Origin of the sequence: Runella salmonicolor (assembly GCF_024158025.1) — a bacterium.
Lineage (GTDB): Bacteria > Bacteroidota > Bacteroidia > Cytophagales > Spirosomataceae > Runella > Runella salmonicolor.
This window is the reverse complement of sequence record NZ_JAMZEL010000001.1, coordinates 1,087,701-1,103,806: the sequence shown is the minus strand read 5'-3', so window position 1 is coordinate 1,103,806 and position 16,106 is coordinate 1,087,701. Positions and strand designations below refer to the sequence as shown.

Below are 16,106 nucleotides of genomic sequence, written 5' to 3'. Positions count from 1 at the left end.
TCTCATGGACTTTTTCAAAAATCAATTCCTTAATCGGCGAGAATTTATGAAGTATACGGGCAGCGTGGCGGCATTGGGTTTGGCGGAACCAACTTTTGCCGAAACCCTCGAAAAATTGATTAAAATCAAAAACGTTGATGCCAATTTTGAACGCGAACCCTTGAACGCCTACCGTTTTAAGGGCGGCGCCATCACCGATAGTTGGCAGGCCGTGGCCATGATAGAATCCGAGTCGGGGGTTCGGAAGATCGGTTTGGGCACACAGGGCGTGCTGTGGTCGGATGCGCGGGTGGCGGCGGGCCATTCCGAAAGCGCCGGCAATGCCCTCATGTACGCCATGAGCGAACGCGCACTGCAGATCATCAAAGGCACCTCCTTTACCAATCCCGTCGATTTGATGGAGCAGGTTTTGCCCGAAGTGCTGGACTACGGCAAAAAAATCACGGGCGTGGCCGATCTGCGCAAAACATTCGCCCTCAATGCCTTGGTGTGTGTGGACAATGCAGCGTGGTTGCTGTACGCTCACGAGAACAACATGAAAACCTTTGATGAAATGATTCCGACGGCGTATCGGCCAGGGCTGTCTTATCGGCACGAAAAGGTGGCGAGCATTCCGTCGTTTAGCGTCGGGACCACCACGGAGCGCATCAAAACCGCCGCCGATGAAGGCTATTTTATTCTCAAACTCAAAACGGGGGCGGCGGGTACGCAGAAAGAAATGCTGGAAAAAGACCTCGCATTTTTGACCGCCCTGCACAAGACCATCGGGCATTACGAAACGCCCTACACCAAAAGTGGTAAAATTCCGTACTATTTCGACGCCAACGGCCGCTACGAGCACAAAGACACGCTACTGCGGTTCTTGGACCATGCTAAAAAAATCGGTGCATTTGACCAAATTGCCGTGGTCGAAGAGCCATTTGCCGAAGACAATGAGGTCTATGTCGGAGATTTTGGGGTACGCATTGCTGCCGACGAAAGCGCCCACACCGTCGAAGATGCCGCTCGGCGCATTGAGCAGGGGTATTCGGCCATTGCGGTCAAGGCCATCGCCAAAACCCTAAGCATGACCATGAAGATTGCGCAGCTTGCCTACGAAAAGAACATCCCCTGCTTCTGCGCCGACCTCACGGTGAGCCCGATTCTGGTGGATTGGAACAAATCCGTGGCGGCGCGGCTGCCGCCGTTTCCCAATATGTCGATTGGCCTACAGGAAACCAACGGACATCAATATTACAAAAACTGGGACCGACTTATGAGTTATCACCCCAAAGCCAGCGGCACGTGGACAAAAACGGTAAAGGGCGTCTACCCAACCGATGCGTCGTTCTACGCCCAAAGCGCGGGTATTTTTGAGCCTTCCGCGCATTATGAAGGGTTATTTCCGAGATAAATAAACTTTATCTTAAGTATCAAGGCACGATAAATTTAAGATTCACGCTAAGGCGCAAAGCTGCAAAGTGTTTATTATCAATAACCTATTCCCTTTGCCACTTTGCGTCTCTGCGTGATTAATATTGTCTTAGTACTTACATACGCGTTACACCTTCACAAAAATCTTGTGGCGATACATCACGTACAGCACCAGCCACACCAAGATCAGCCCGCCTAGGGCGTTGAATACTTCGTGCCATTTTTCGGGCGCGTAGCCGTACAATCCCGCAAAAAGCAGCCGAGACGACTCTCCGAAATTGACGAAGCGACAGGCCATGTAAATCACCAACGAGTTCATGCCAATAACTTTGAAGAAAAAGGCCCATTTGGTAAATTTTAACACGTCCATTACTCCATAAAAAAGGGCGACCAACAGACAAGCCATGCCGGCCGTGAGCAGAATAAAGGAGCTAGACCACAGGTGTTTATTGAGTGGAAAAACCGTAGCCCACGCCAAGCCCGCCGCGATGCCGATGGCACCCATGCCAATGAGCCGAATCAATTTGATGTTGGCGGTGGTTTTGTCCAATAGTACTTTGCCCGCCAAACTGCCGAAAATAGTCAGGCAGGTAGCCGAGAGTTGGGTGGTCATAGCTAGCTCGTCGTAGGTGGTTTGCTTGAGGCGTCCGGGCATGAAAGAGCGGTCAATCCACCCCACCAAATTGCCCTCAAAGGTAAGGTCGCCACCGCCGTAATCACCAACCGAAATCAGCATCAATGCTGCGTAATATAGCCCAAGAATGGAGAATGCGACGATAAGGTGCGTTTTCCAGCCAGTGTTAAGGTACAAAATAGCTACCAAAAAAGTGGCAATCCCGATGCGCCCGAGCACCGTTCCGTAGCGAATATGGGCGGGGTCAAAAAAATCAACGGGGGCATTTTTGTCTAATATTCCCAGAAAAAACAAAATGAGCATTCGCTTAAATACCTTTTCCAAGAGTTTGGATTGGGGAATGCCTTTGGCGACGCCGTTTTTGAGACTGATGGAAAGGGACACGCCCGCCATGAACAAAAACAGCGGAAAGATAAAATCATAGAAGGTAAATCCGTCCCAATCGGGGTGGTGAAATTGCGCTGCAATGGCATCAATAAAACCAATGTTGGTTTTGCCGCCCATCAAAGAAAGAAAGGCACCGCCGCCAGAAATCATGAGCATATCAAAGCCGCGTAGAGCATCGAGTGAGGCTAGGCGGCTTGAAGAAGAAGCTGAATTCATGTGTCAGGTTGTAGGTTTAGGTATCTACATCCTATAACTCCATTTGCGGCTTTTTTTACTATTGATTACCACCCAAATCTGCTACATTTCTCTAATTTCTTTGTCTTTGACGGTCATTTCCCAGTCGCCGAAACTGCCGTATAGTACGAAAGAGCCAAAGCGAAATTTGTCCACAATTTCGGTGCCTTTCGATACGCTGTCGTAGAAATCCTTATCGACGGGAAGCTCAAAATCAATGGCATTCACGGCGTTTTTGATGTGTTTTTTGATACTAAGCGAAAAATTTGCCTGCTTCAACCGAATTTTGAGAATGTACCGTACTTTCTTGGCCGACTGAAGAGCGTTCAGTTTTTGCAACTGCGCTTTTAGGTCAAGATTTTCTTTTTGCAGGCGTTCCAGTTCGGCAGCATCACCGCCGCAAGAAAACAGAAAAAGAACTGATAGAGAGAAAGATAGCAGCGAAATGGAGGTGCGTTTCATGGTTGTTTTTGGTTCAAAGTTAAATATATCAAAAGCTTAATTGTGGTTTAAAGAATAGAAACGACAATAATGGCCAATGCCAATAAAAGCTGAATGGCGACTTTTAGGGTGAATGTTTGCCCAAAATGAATCGGGTACAGGAAAGAGCCCACAAAAACGCCCGTTACGAAAAACAAAAACCGATTGGACCACATGGAGCCGTTAAAGCCTTTTACGCCGTACTCTGAGGCTTTGATCCACAGCCACGTACAGGCAATCGCCAGCAAATAAGGATAAATGGAGGAAATCCATTTGGGAGATTTGAACTGCCAATACATGATGTACCAATGGCCAAAAGAGCCTAGAAGAAACAGGAAGGTAGCAATCAAAATCTTGGTTAAATTCATAACAGATAGCAATTATGGGTTTAAGATAAAAAATGATGCTGAAAAGGTGCTAATGAGCGTTGGCTATTTGCTGCAAAATTAGTGTTTTCGTTTGAGCGCATTGTTGTACAGAATAGCTACTTTTTTCGACATTTCATCAATGATTTCCCACAATTCAAGAGGGATGGTTGCGTAATTTAATGATAAATAAAGCAGTTTTGGGTCAGAATTCAGTATCCGTTTTATTAGAAACAGCCACTTTTTTATGAAAACACACTTGTTAAAAATGACGACATGGGTCGTTGCGGTAGCGTTGATGATGACTGCCTGCAAAAACAATGATGACCTTCCCAAGCCTCCCGACGAAACCGAAACGAATGCCTTGAAATTGCGCAAGGCGAGCGCTTCAGAGATTGATTATCAGTTATTTGATTACGACAGCAGCGGGCGCATTACCCGACATGTGTCGCAATGGCAGTATGTTCAATCAGACCCGAGTCAAATCAAACGCATCGAAAACAATTTTGAGTACAACTCCGCTGGGCAGCTCATCACGGTGCGCTCGCAGGGCAGCGACCACCGCTATTTTTACACAAATGGCACGTTGGAACGGGTCGAAAGCCGAGCCTCTAATCGCCTGATTTCCACCACGTATTTTCTCTTTGATGCCAAAGGCCGGGTCAGTGAGCGGGAGGAGGTTGTCCCCGATGACCGTCAAATGTCGGATGCACCCGCCAAAACCAAATGGAAGTACACCTACGATGCCAAAGGCAATTGCGTACATGTAGATTATTTTCTCTTTATGGAAGGTAAATATTCTTTGTACGAAACGCTCGATTACAGTGAGTTTGACAGCGCGTCCAACCCCTTCGATCAACTATCGTTTTTCCCGTACGTACCTTGGGTGAAATTTCAAGTAAATAACCCCGGAAAACAAATCAGCACGGCGGCTTCGACGGGTCTTAAACAATCGACTACGTTCCGCTACCAATACGACGCCAAAGGGATTCCTACCCAGCGCACCATCAACCAAGGAGGCGCTGAATGGACGTTGAAATTGGAGTATTGATTCAGTATGATTTTAAGTGTATTGCCTCCTCTTGTCACCTTCTGGGTGTCGAGAGGGGGCTTTTTTGTGGTGAATGAAAAAAATGATTTGGGGAGATACGTTTTTCGTTCTTGAATTTATGGAGCCTATCTTCCTATCTTTGGTGATTCACTGACCCCGTAATCATCTCATGAACAAATTGATTTTTTTCTGCCTCCTCCTGAGCAGTGTCTTTTTGGTAAGCCACACCGCCGACGATGCGCTCATCGACGGCAAGGCATTTGCAAAGCATATTCAAGTACTAGCTTCCGACGCCTTTGAAGGTCGCAAGCCATTCAGTGTTGGTGAAACCAAAACCATCAATTACTTAAAAACCGAATTTGAAAAATTGGGCCTGAAACCCGGCAATGGCAAAAGCTATTTTCAGGAGGTGCCTATGGTGGATATTTTGTCCAAACCCGCTGGTCCGCTGGTCATGAAAGGCAAAAGCGGGGAGATTTCCCTCAACTACCTTACAGATTTTGTGGCCGCTACGCGCCGCGTGCAAGACCAAGTAAAGGTCGAAAACTCCGAAATGGTGTTTGCGGGTTATGGCATTGTGGCGCCCGAATACGGTTGGAACGACTACGCTGGGCTGGACGTCAAAGGTAAAACTGTATTGGTGTTGGTCAACGACCCGGGGATTGTAGACGATAACCTGTTTAAAGGAAACACCATGACCTATTACGGCCGGTGGACGTACAAATTTGAAGAGGCCGCTCGTCAAGGCGCGGCTGGCGTGCTCATCATTCACGATACAGGCCCGGCGAGTTATGGCTGGTCGGTAGTGCGAAGCGGCTGGTCAAAATCCAAACTCTACCTCCAAGCTGCCGACGACAACCGCTCACGGGCCGCGATGGAAGGTTGGATTACGCTAGAATCGGCCAAAAAACTCTTTCAGCTCGCAGGGATTAAGCCCGATGTAATGCACGAAGCCAGCAAAAAAGGGTTTAAACCCGTGCCGCTGGGCGTAACAACTTCGTTGACCATCGACAATGAAACCAAAAAATCCACCTCTCACAACGTGATGGCGGTGCTGCCAGGAACAACCCGCGCCAACGAGTACGTGGTGTACACTGCCCACTGGGACCACCTCGGCAAGGGCGAGCCAATCAACGGGGATTCTATTTATAACGGAGCCGCCGATGACGCCTCAGGTACGGCGGCGGTATTGGAAATAGCGACGGCTTTTACTAAACTCAAAAAGAAACCCGCCCGCTCGATTGTGTTTATGGTTGTAACGGCCGAAGAGCAGGGTTTGTTGGGGTCAGAATATTATTGTACGCATCCCATCTTTCCGCTTGACAAAACCGTGGCCGACATCAACATGGACGTTTTGCAGCCTTTTGGACGCACCAAAGACGTGATTGTGGTCGGAAAAGGGCAGTCAGATTTGGACGATTACATTGAGGCCGCGGCCAAAAAGCAAGACCGATTCACGCGCGGGGAGCCCAATCCGTCGGGAGGATGGTATTTTCGTTCCGACCATTTTAATTTTGCCAAAGTAGGCGTACCGTCGTTGTACATCGAAAACGGCGTCATTTCCCGTCAACACGGCGAAGACTGGGGCAAAGCCCAAAAAGAGCAGTTTAATCTCTACCGCTACCACATGCCCACCGACGAGTATGACGGAAAGTGGGATTTGACGGGTATCGTCGAAGACATGAAACTGTTGTACGAAGTGGGGCATCGCATCAGCAACGAAAGCACTTATCCGGGATGGAAAAAAGGCTCTGAATTCAAGGCAGCTCGCGATAAAATGATGAAATGACCATGAAAATAGTAACGCTTTTAACGCCACTCATGGTGGCTTTTTCCATTGGTTATTCGCCTAACGAGGCTGGCAATGAGAATACTGCCAACGGCAATAAAACGTTGGCGGTGAGAATACTACCAACGGCACCCGATGAATTCCCGAGCGAAATTGTCAATTTCAAATCCTACGCCCAAAATCCTGTTTTTGCAGGAACGGGTAAGCCTGGCACTTGGGACGAGAAAATCAGGGAACGCGGCTACATTTTACGTGAAGGAAACACCTACCATTTGTGGTACACGGGCTACAAAAAGGAAAAAAATGCCGTTATGCATTTAGGCTACGCCACTTCTCCCGACGGACTCACGTGGACGCGCCATTCGTCGAATCCCATTTATGATTTGGATTGGGTCGAAGATATGTCGGTCATTAAGTCCAACGGCGTGTATTATATGTTTGCCGAAGGCAGAAACGACATTGCGCATTTGCTCACCTCCACCGACCGCATTCATTGGCAGGAAAAGGGGGCGCTGAATGTGCGGCTCACCAACGGAAACCCAATTTCCGAAGGGGCGTACGGAACCCCCGCGATTTGGTACGAAAAGGGCACGTGGTATCTTTTTTATGAACGCGGCGACTTGGGTATTTGGCTGGCTACTTCCAAAGACCTGAAAATCTGGACGAACGTGCAAGACGAACCCGTGTTGAAAATGGGGCCCGAAACCTACGACCAATACGCCGTAGCCATGAACCAAATTATCAAATACAAAGGGCTGTACTACGGCTATTATCACGCCTCCGCCTTTAAAGATTGGCGCGAATGGTCGATGAACGTGGCGGTTTCTAAGGATTTGATCCACTGGAAAAAATATGAAAATAACCCCATCATCGGTAACGACAAATCCAGCGGTTTGCTGGTCCACGACGGCAAGCAATACCGCATGTATACGATGCACCCCGAGGTAAATGTCTATTTTCCAAACGACTGGATTCCACTTTTTAACGGCACCTCTACCGAGCAATGGGTTTCGGCCAAATCGGACCAATTTCCCAAAGCAGGTTGGGCCATTGACAATAGAATTCTGGTGGTTAATCAAGGGAAAGGCGAAAGCAAAGCCGTAGTACGTGGTGGTGACATTATTACCAAAAAGATGTTTGCGCAGTTTGACTTGGAGTTTGAATTCAAACTAGCCCAAGGAGCAAATACAGGGTTGAAATATTTCGTCAAAAAATACCTCGACGGTGCCATTTTAGGCTGTGAGTATCAGCTCATCGATGATGCTGGCAACAAAGACATTGCCAACGACACCAACGACAAACGCCGCACCGCCGGATTGTACGAGTTGTTTGCGCCCGTTTCACGACAATTAAAACCCATCGGCGAATGGAACAAAGGCCGTATCAGGGTGGAAGGTAAGCACGTAACGCACTGGCTCAATGGCGTAAAAGTGGTTGAGTACACCATCGGCAGCCCTGAATTTATGAAAGCCAAAGCCGAAAGTAAGTTTAAAGACGTAAAGGATTTCGGAACTGCCCCTGGGCATATCCTGCTCCAAGACCACGGCGACGAAGCGGCTTTTCGAAACATTCGGATTCGGGAGTTGTAAATTATTTTTTGACTCATTAATCTCTCAGATATTTTGAACGATAATTGGTTATAGTGTTTCCCCTAACGATGTTTCTCGACAAAAAATGAAGCACCTATGATAATAATTCTTTCCATTGCCCAAAAAATGTATTTATTGACTACATTCAGGGAATTTTACAAAATTTAATCTAGTCTTTATTTGCGTTAAGGGTATTATGCATAGTTCAGAAAAAGAAACTTTTGAGAAACTAACCTATTTAATCCAGCAGAATATTACCAATCCGGCCTTCTCGCTAAGTAGCATTTGTAAGGAGTTGGGAATAAGCAGAACGCAGCTGCACCGAATCGTAACTGCCCACAGCCAACTTCCTATCACTCTTTACATCCGGAAAGTAAAAATGTTGAAAGCCAAAGACTTATTACTGAATACAGACATGCGAGTGTCTGAAATTACCTACGAAGTAGGAATTGACAGTCCGCAAAACTTTAGCAAATACTTTACGCAGGAGTTCAACGTAAATCCTACTGAATTCAGAAAACAGTCCCAAACGGAAGAAGTTTCTACGGTGACCGACTTGGAAGTGTCGATTGCAGTATTGCCCTTCGTAAATATGAGTAGCGACCCCGAGCAGGATTTTTTCTGTGACGGCATGACCGAAGAGATCATCAACCGACTTGCGCAGGTCTCGGGCCTGAAAATAGCGGGACGTACCTCCAGTTTTGCGTTTAAAGGCCAAAACCTGGACGTAAGACAAATCGGTCAGCAGCTGAACGTTAGCTTTGTTTTGGAAGGAAGCCTCCGAAAATCAGGCAATAAGCTACGTATTACCGCCCAACTTAACAAAGTAGCCGACGGGTTTAATGTATGGTCGGAAAAATATGACCGCGAAGCGGAAGATGTATTTGATATTCAGGATGAAATTTCACTATCCATTCTCAACCGGATTAAGAGCAATGTATTAGTTACCGAAAAAGTCGCCGTCTTGAAGAGGTACACCAACAATCCCGAGGCGTATCGGCTGTATCTGTACGGGCGTTTTTACTACAATAAATTTGCGGGAGCCGACAATTTTTACAAAGCCATTGACTATTATCAGGCAGCAATAGCAATCGAGCCCAGCTATGCTATCGCCTATTCTGGAATGGCGTCCTGTTTTCTCAATTTGTGGTTTTATCGGTACGCCTCGGCTACCCAGTGCCTACCTCAAATGCAGCAGTGCGCCCAATATTCGCTTGAATTGGATGACCAAATTGCCGAAAGTCATCTGGCCATCGCTCGCTTAAAGATGTATTATGAATGGGATTTGGTGGGGGCGTTGCGCTCGTTCCAAAAAGCCCTCGAGCAGAATCATAACATGGCTGAAGCCCACGGTCAATATGCCCTGTGTCTCAGTATATTGGGCGAAGTTCCCCGCGCCATCGACCATGCCCAGACTGCCTTTGACCTCGACCCTTTTTCATTGATTAATAATTTCTACACAGGGTATATTTACTGGATTGCGGGTGATTTTCGGAAAGCCCTTGTACAGGGAAGAAGGCTGCTGGAACTCGAACCCAATTTTTGGGGCGGGCACATCATCATGGGGTTCAATTTGATAAAATCCAAGCAATATAATGAAGCCCTCGCCGAACTAGAAAAGGCCCTCCGTCAAAATTATAGTGGCCTAACCCTGAGCGGCTATGGCAGCCTGTTGGCGCTGGTGGGCCACCAAGAGAAAGCGAGGGAGGTAATCCAGAAAATGGAAGTCTTGCACCAAACCCAACCCGTGGCCAACTATGACATGGGTATCGTACACGCCTGTCTGGGCGATAAAGATACGGCGTATGATTTCTTTGAAAAGGCTATTGCCTTGCGCGAGCCTCCGATGCTGTTTTTCCCATTTATTGTACGGGATTGGTTGGCTCATTTCAAAGAAGATTCCCGCTACAAAACGCTATTGGAAAAGACAATCCTTAAAGCCCGATAAAAATGCACCTACCACGGTAGCCTTTCACATCCAATCTGTTCCTTCTTCTATTGCCGAGGGTGTGGAACAATAAGCTAAATATTTGAAACAATAGACTAAGTTTTCAGAACATCGTACCAACGGCTTTTGTTGGGGCGGTTATACTTTTGATTTATCATTTATTAATGATAAACAAGGGTCTAACTGTAATTATTTAAGATTGTTCTGCGTATGGAAACTCAACATTTTTCGTCTGTATCGGCTTTTGTACGTCAAAAAGACCACAATGATTCCGCGCTAAAATGCCTGGGAAGCGTAGCGCAACACCATGGCAAAATCCTCTCGTTAAGTACCCTCCGGGCTAAAAAAAGCCATGGTTTCGGTAGCTTGAGAGACCTTGCCGAAACCGCCGAGTCCATTGGTTTCAGAGCCCGTTGCATCAGTATTTCTTTTTCATCCCTCAAACGGGAAATCCCGCTGCCCTGCATTATAAAATGGGATAATCACGGGTTTGTGGTAGTTTCCAACATCGTTCAGAATCAGGTTTCCATCTGCACCGACAAAACTCCGCTGACGGTGTCGGCCGATGAATTTTGCAAACATTGGCTACCAGCGGGCGCAGAAGAAGGAACCGTATTGTTGCTCGACCCCACGCCCGCGTTTTTTCAGGATGCCGAAGCACCCACCGATGCCCAGCCGCAGGGATTACGTTCGTTGACGGCCTATTTAAAAAAATACCCCAAATTGATGTGGCAGTTGTGGTTGGGCATGATTGTCGGGACTATTCTCAAACTCATTTTTCCTTTTCTTACCCAGTCCATTGTGGATGTGGGGGTGATGAACCATAACCTAAACTTTATCTATATTTTTCTGGCGGGGCAATTGATGCTGATGGTGGGGCGCAATTCGCTCGAAGCCATTCGAGGTTGGCTTTTGCTCTATGTCAGTACCCGCGTCGGGGTGTCGTTATTGACCGATTTTATTGCCAAAATCATGCGTTTGCCCATCAGTTATTTCAACGAAAAAGCCGTGGGGGAGGTGATGCAGCGCATCGAAGACCAAAAACGCATCGAAACGTTTCTTTCAACGCACCTGATTGCCATCTTGTTTTCGGTACTGAATCTGGTCATTTACACCCTTATTTTTGCCCTCTACGACTTGACCATCTTCGGCATTTTTCTGGGAGCTACGCTGCTCTATATCAGTTGGATTTCGATTTTTATGAAAAAACGCCGCGAGCATGATTTCAAGCGGGCAAAAATGGCCGAACAAGAACAAAATAAACTGGTTCAGCTCGTTCAGGGAATGCCCGACATTAAGTTGGCCAATGCCGAAATGCTCAAACGCTGGGATTGGGAACAGATTCGGGCCAAGCTTTTTCGGCAAAATATCAAACTCCTTAAGCTCTCGCAGGTTCAGCAAATCGGCGGCTTGCTCATCAACGAAACCAAGGTGTTGATTATCACGTTTTTGTCGGCCAAGGCCGTTCTTGACGGCGACCTTTCGCTGGGAGCCATGCTCGCCGTACAGCAAATGCTAGGTCAAACCAACGGCCCCACCGAACAGCTTTTTGCCTATCTTCAGCAGATTCAGGATGCCCGCATCAGCACCGAGCGCATCAACGCGGTGCATCAAATGCCCGAAGAAGAAGGCGATGATTTTACAAAAGTGACGCAGTTGTCGGAGAAACAACCCTTGGTTTTGCGAAATGTAAATTTCCACTACCCAAATGCCAAAAATAGTACTCTCCGCGATATTCGGCTCTACATTCCTGCGGGCAAAACAACCGCCATTGTGGGCTCAAGTGGCAGCGGCAAAACCACCCTTCTCAAATTGTTGATGAAACATTACGCACCCACCTCGGGGGAATTGTCGCTCGGAAAACTCAGTCTCAACAACATCTCAACGCGGGCTTGGCGCAGCGAATGCGGAGTGGTGATGTCGGACGGGGTGATATTTTCGGATTCGATTCTGAACAACATCGCCCTTGGCGATAACGACCCCGACATGGAGCGTTTGCAGAATGCCGCTCGGGTGGCCAATATCCACGAGTGGATTGAGTCCACGCCGCTGGGTTATCACACCATCATCGGCAGCGAGCACGGCAGCATCAGCCAAGGACAGAAGCAACGTATACTCATTGCCCGTGCAGTTTATAAAGACCCTGAATTCTTATTTTTTGACGAAGGTACCAGCGCCTTAGACGTTCAGAATCAACAGATAATCATGAAAAATCTGGACGAATTTTTCAGCGGCCGCACCGTAGTAGTAGTCGCACACCGCCTCAGCACCATTCGCAATGCCGATCAAATCGTGGTCATTGAAGAAGGGCAAATTAAAGAAAAAGGCACCCATGAAGAGCTGCTTGCGTTGGAAGGGCGCTATTATGAACTGCTCACCACGCAGCTAGAAGCCGCCGCCTAGTAGGGGCAGGGCTTGCCTCGGCCCGAAGTATAGTTCTTGCCTCTGCCCCAAGTAGAGAGTGACCCTCAAAATTATTCAATCGTTGATTTTATTCAATTCAGTAACTTAAACGTAACATGAAAAAGTACTCAGATAATCAGTTAGGAGAAGAAATGCTCAGTATTTTGAGCGAAACACCCAGTTGGGTGATTCGTACGGGAGCGGGGGTGATGTCGGGAATTGTGATGTTGTTTTTTGTTGGTACGTGGGTCATTAAATACCCCGAAGTATTGAAAGGAAACGCCATCGTCACCACGCAAGTGCCGCCTATTCGGGTGGTAGCGCCCATGGGCGGGCGCATGGTACGGCTGTTGGCCAAGGACGAAATGATGGTAAAAAAAGGAGATGTTTTGGCCGAAACGGAAAATACAACGCGGCTAGAAAATATCCCTACCATGCAGCAATTACTCAGCGATGCGCAGGCTTTTTTGCAAAATCCACAACGTGAAATTGTTTTTCCAAGCAACAACTTTGTCTGGGGAGATTTACAGGAAGATTTTAACGCACTTCGCCAAAATTACCGAGATTTCAAACGCATTCAGTCAGATACTTACCAAGCAGCGCAGGGGCAAACGATGCAACAACAAGCGGAGCAGCTTCGTGCATTGGCTGCCATCAACGAGCGTCAGAAAATGCTCAATGAAGAGGAGTTTGCCAATGAAAAAGAGCATTTTCTCAGCGACGAAAAGCTGTTTAAAGAAGGGATTTACAGTAAATTTGAATACATCGCGAGCAAGAATAAGCATTTAAAAAAACAACGAGAGCGTGAAGAATTTCTTAAAAATACGCTTGATAATAATTTAAAAATTAACGAATTGGAAGCAGAATTGCGGGTGTTTGAGCAAACGTTTTTGGAAAGAAAACGTCTTTATCTCGACAACATCGAACGCAGTGTTCATAACATTGAAAACAGCCTGCGCAACTGGCAACAAAACTACCTCATTACGGCTCCCGCCGACGGTAAGTTGGTCTTTTTGAAGAACTTAACCGAAAACCAGCACCTCAGCGTTTCGGATACGCTCTTTGCCGTGATGCCAACAAAAGCACAGTTTATTGCCACGATGGATATCCCTGTTCATGGCATGGGAAAGGCCGATGTGGGCCAAAAAGTCATCATCAAACTAGACGACTATCCCTATCAAGAATTTGGAATGCTCGAAGGGCGAGTGCTGAGCCTGGCTCCTTCGCTGAATGTGCGCTATTACCGCGTCATGGTGGCGCTACCTAAAGGGCTGAAAAGTACCTACAACCAGACCTTTGTTTGTAAGTCAGAAATGGCGGGTACGGCAGAAATCGTAACCGCCGACCTTCGCCTGATTGAACGTGCCTTCTACGGTTTTCGGAAGTTATTGATGTAAGGTATTTTGGGTAGTCGTACCACGACGGTTAGGTAGTTCAGAAATCCAAAATATAGGCCAAGAGAATTGGTCTTCAATCAAGGATATTTATTGTCCAATAAAATATTCTAAAAATATCATTAAAGACCTTAACTTTATACCCAAACATGGCCCTAGTATTTGATTCCCAAGTTGGTCGTATGAGTGTACCAGAAAATGTAATCATTGAGAAATTAACCCGAATTGTTGAGGAAAACCTTGATAATCCTACGTTTTCATTAGATCAGGTCTATAAAGAATTGGGTATCAGCCGGACGCACCTGCACCGGATTATCAAAGACCAAACCCAACTCTCGACCACGCTGTACATCCGAAAAATAAGATTGCACAAAGCAAAAGAGCTACTGGCAACGTCTGACCGGCGCATTGCCGAAATTGCGGATTTAATCGGAATAGACAGCCCCCAAAATTTCAGTAAATACTTCTTTGAAGAATTTGCGGTTAGCCCGACCGAATTCAGAAAACAAAAAAATATCCCTGCCCCAGCGAGCAGCACTTTTACGGTGAGCGGGCCCAGTGTTCAGGGCGCTTCGGTGCATCGTTCAGACAAAAGTTATCGGTACGTATGGGGTGGTATTTTTTTGGCGATATGGTTTGTGATTGGGGTGTATTTTTGGAAAAGTCAGGAAAATTCACGCTCTGCTAATGCGTTCGGCGTGGCTAATTACAACGAACTTTTTGATAACTCCGTTGTCATTTTACCCTTCAAAAGTGATGCTAACGGCGAATCGCTGGCCGAAGGGGTAATGGAAGAAATCCACGGTTCACTGTCGCTCATTGAAAACCTTAAAGTGATTGCCCGGCGGTCTTCCAACGAATACAAAGACAGCGGAAAGACGGCTCGGCAGATTGGGGCCGAACTTCAGGTGGCGTATATTTTGCAGGGACGCGTCGATGAAAAGAACAATAAGGCGCAAGTGGCGCTAGAATTGGTTCGTACCCAAGATGGTATCACGGTTTGGACCAAAAACCAGGAAGGAGATTTGAAGAATTTTTTCAATCTGATGAACGAAGTCGTCAAAGAACTTGCCTTAGAACTTAACCAAAAGATTACGCCCGGATTGGCGAATAAATTAGAGCGGGTTCCGACAAAAAATGCCGAGGCTTACAATGAGTTTTTGCAGGGGCGCTTGCTGATGATTGAGCGTACCCAAGAAAAATTGGCCGCGAGTATCCAGAAGTTTGAACGTGCGCTGGCGCTCGACCCCGATTTTGCAGAAGCCTACGCTTACAAGGCGATTGCCAGTCATCTTACGGGAAATATGGGCTATGCCGATATGGCGACTAGCGGCAATGTCGCCGAACAAAACGCGCTGAAAGCGATTCAATTGGATGCGCAAAATGCCACGGCTTATGCCACCTTAGGGAATGTGTACCGGGATCAGTTTAAGTGGCAGCAAGCCAAGACATCATACACTATTGCCTTGAAATACCGCCCCAACGACGCCCAAACCATTTATTGGTACAGCTTGTTGATGCGCTCGATGGGCCACCCAGAGGAAGCGCTCCAATACAGCGCCAAAGCCATGGCCATCGACCCGTTGTACCCTGTTATTTTGGGTGGGCATGTCTTGAATTGTGCCTACGCTGGGCAGTACGATTTGGCTGAAAAAAGCATCAAAGACGGCCAGTTGATTTTCGATGATTCCTTTGTGTATTACATGGCGAGGGGTTACTATTACTTGACTCGGGAGAACTACGCGCAGGCGCTGAAAGAATTCAAAAAAGTGCAGAAGTTGAATCCAAATATGAAATATTTCAGCACGCTCATCTACTATTGCGAAGCCCGTCAGGGCAATAAAGCTTCGTCGGTGTCGTATCTAAAATCGCTGGGGAATCACCCGCAAGATTACCTTTCTAAGTCGATGGTTTACGCAGGCATGGGGGAGAAAGACAGCAGCATGGTTTACTTACAAAAAGCGGCCGATTTGGGCGTTATTCACTCCGATATTCTGGTAAACCCAACGTTCAAAATCCATCGAAAAGACCCCCGTTTTGAGGCCATACTTCGCAAGTTTGACTTAATGGATTCTAAATCACTGCCTCAATAAGCCAGCAACTGACCGCCAGTTTTATTATCTCATTGCCGACTGTTTATTTTCGGTGTAGGGCTCTTTTTTGCGTTTCAAAAAGGGTTTTGGAACAATAAACTAAGTTTTTGGAACAATAAACTAAGTCTGGAACGATAAACTAACGAATTGCCCAAATAGACTAACATCTTCAAATTATAGCTCCTTAGCTTTGCCAAAACAATGGCGTAACGGCTATTCTCTAAACCCTTAAACCAAAATTGGATGAAAACTCTTTGCTGTTTTGGCAGGTGCCCACCTGTACTTATTACTCCCATGCCTTCTTGATTCGGTGCTCGAAAGGCCAG

At 46.9% G+C, this 16,106-nt stretch carries 11 protein-coding genes; 8 read left to right on the top strand and 3 right to left on the bottom strand.

What is annotated here, in order from left to right; genetic code table 11:
* The first annotated feature begins 4 nt into the window (after window positions 1-4).
* Window positions 5-1,393: a mandelate racemase/muconate lactonizing enzyme family protein gene (locus NCI00_RS04530; RefSeq protein ID WP_253525452.1), complete on the top strand. Its 1,389-nt coding sequence runs from the start codon at window positions 5-7 to the stop codon at window positions 1,391-1,393.
* 147 nt (window positions 1,394-1,540) lie between these two features.
* On the opposite strand, the gene NCI00_RS04525 is transcribed toward NCI00_RS04530, so the two are convergent.
* From NCI00_RS04525 to NCI00_RS04515, 3 genes are all read right to left on the bottom strand, one after another.
* Window positions 1,541-2,650 carry an acyltransferase family protein gene (locus tag NCI00_RS04525; RefSeq protein ID WP_253525450.1) on the bottom strand — a complete coding sequence of 370 codons (1,110 nt, stop codon included), beginning with the start codon at window positions 2,648-2,650 and terminating at the stop codon, window positions 1,541-1,543.
* An 81-nt stretch (window positions 2,651-2,731) separates the two neighbouring features.
* Window positions 2,732-3,130 carry a hypothetical protein gene (locus NCI00_RS04520; RefSeq protein WP_253525449.1) on the bottom strand — a complete coding sequence of 133 codons (399 nt, stop codon included), beginning with the start codon at window positions 3,128-3,130 and terminating at the stop codon, window positions 2,732-2,734.
* 47 nt (window positions 3,131-3,177) lie between these two features.
* Window positions 3,178-3,516 (bottom strand): hypothetical protein, encoded by a 339-nt coding sequence (locus tag NCI00_RS04515; RefSeq protein WP_114067231.1) that lies wholly within the window; start codon window positions 3,514-3,516, stop codon window positions 3,178-3,180.
* 244 nt (window positions 3,517-3,760) lie between these two features.
* On the opposite strand from NCI00_RS04515, the gene NCI00_RS04510 reads away from it, so the two are divergent.
* The 7 genes from NCI00_RS04510 to NCI00_RS04480 all read left to right on the top strand — a co-directional run bounded on the left by NCI00_RS04510 (window position 3,761) and on the right by NCI00_RS04480 (window position 15,780).
* Complete coding sequence (locus NCI00_RS04510) at window positions 3,761-4,564, top strand: hypothetical protein (protein WP_253525446.1); 804 nt, start codon at window positions 3,761-3,763, stop codon at window positions 4,562-4,564.
* Between the two features lie 169 nt (window positions 4,565-4,733).
* Window positions 4,734-6,353 (top strand): M28 family metallopeptidase, encoded by a 1,620-nt coding sequence (locus NCI00_RS04505; protein ID WP_253525442.1) that lies wholly within the window; start codon window positions 4,734-4,736, stop codon window positions 6,351-6,353.
* 2 nt (window positions 6,354-6,355) lie between these two features.
* Window positions 6,356-7,942: a 3-keto-alpha-glucoside-1,2-lyase-like domain-containing protein gene (locus NCI00_RS04500; RefSeq protein WP_253525438.1), complete on the top strand. Its 1,587-nt coding sequence runs from the start codon at window positions 6,356-6,358 to the stop codon at window positions 7,940-7,942.
* Between the two features lie 196 nt (window positions 7,943-8,138).
* Complete coding sequence (locus tag NCI00_RS04495) at window positions 8,139-9,890, top strand: helix-turn-helix domain-containing protein (RefSeq protein ID WP_253525435.1); 1,752 nt, start codon at window positions 8,139-8,141, stop codon at window positions 9,888-9,890.
* A 210-nt stretch (window positions 9,891-10,100) separates the two neighbouring features.
* Window positions 10,101-12,293 (top strand): peptidase domain-containing ABC transporter, encoded by a 2,193-nt coding sequence (locus NCI00_RS04490; protein ID WP_253525431.1) that lies wholly within the window; start codon window positions 10,101-10,103, stop codon window positions 12,291-12,293.
* A 116-nt stretch (window positions 12,294-12,409) separates the two neighbouring features.
* Window positions 12,410-13,690, top strand: coding sequence for an HlyD family secretion protein (locus tag NCI00_RS04485; RefSeq protein WP_253525429.1), 1,281 nt, complete (start codon window positions 12,410-12,412; stop codon window positions 13,688-13,690).
* Between the two features lie 146 nt (window positions 13,691-13,836).
* Entirely contained in the window at window positions 13,837-15,780 is a 1,944-nt protein-coding gene (locus NCI00_RS04480; RefSeq protein WP_253525426.1) for a helix-turn-helix domain-containing protein, read from the top strand.
* The last annotated feature ends 326 nt before the right edge of the window (window positions 15,781-16,106 follow it).

Coding starts and splice junctions, on each gene's coding strand:
- NCI00_RS04525 (WP_253525450.1), bottom strand. CDS start 2,650: ATGAATTCAGCTTCTTCTTCAAGCCGCCTAGCCTCACTCGATGCTCTA.
- NCI00_RS04500 (WP_253525438.1), top strand. CDS start 6,356: ATGAAAATAGTAACGCTTTTAACGCCACTCATGGTGGCTTTTTCCATT.
- NCI00_RS04505 (WP_253525442.1), top strand. CDS start 4,734: ATGAACAAATTGATTTTTTTCTGCCTCCTCCTGAGCAGTGTCTTTTTG.
- NCI00_RS04485 (WP_253525429.1), top strand. CDS start 12,410: ATGAAAAAGTACTCAGATAATCAGTTAGGAGAAGAAATGCTCAGTATT.
- NCI00_RS04495 (WP_253525435.1), top strand. CDS start 8,139: ATGCATAGTTCAGAAAAAGAAACTTTTGAGAAACTAACCTATTTAATC.
- NCI00_RS04515 (WP_114067231.1), bottom strand. CDS start 3,516: ATGAATTTAACCAAGATTTTGATTGCTACCTTCCTGTTTCTTCTAGGC.
- NCI00_RS04530 (WP_253525452.1), top strand. CDS start 5: ATGGACTTTTTCAAAAATCAATTCCTTAATCGGCGAGAATTTATGAAG.
- NCI00_RS04490 (WP_253525431.1), top strand. CDS start 10,101: ATGGAAACTCAACATTTTTCGTCTGTATCGGCTTTTGTACGTCAAAAA.
- NCI00_RS04480 (WP_253525426.1), top strand. CDS start 13,837: ATGGCCCTAGTATTTGATTCCCAAGTTGGTCGTATGAGTGTACCAGAA.
- NCI00_RS04510 (WP_253525446.1), top strand. CDS start 3,761: ATGAAAACACACTTGTTAAAAATGACGACATGGGTCGTTGCGGTAGCG.
- NCI00_RS04520 (WP_253525449.1), bottom strand. CDS start 3,130: ATGAAACGCACCTCCATTTCGCTGCTATCTTTCTCTCTATCAGTTCTT.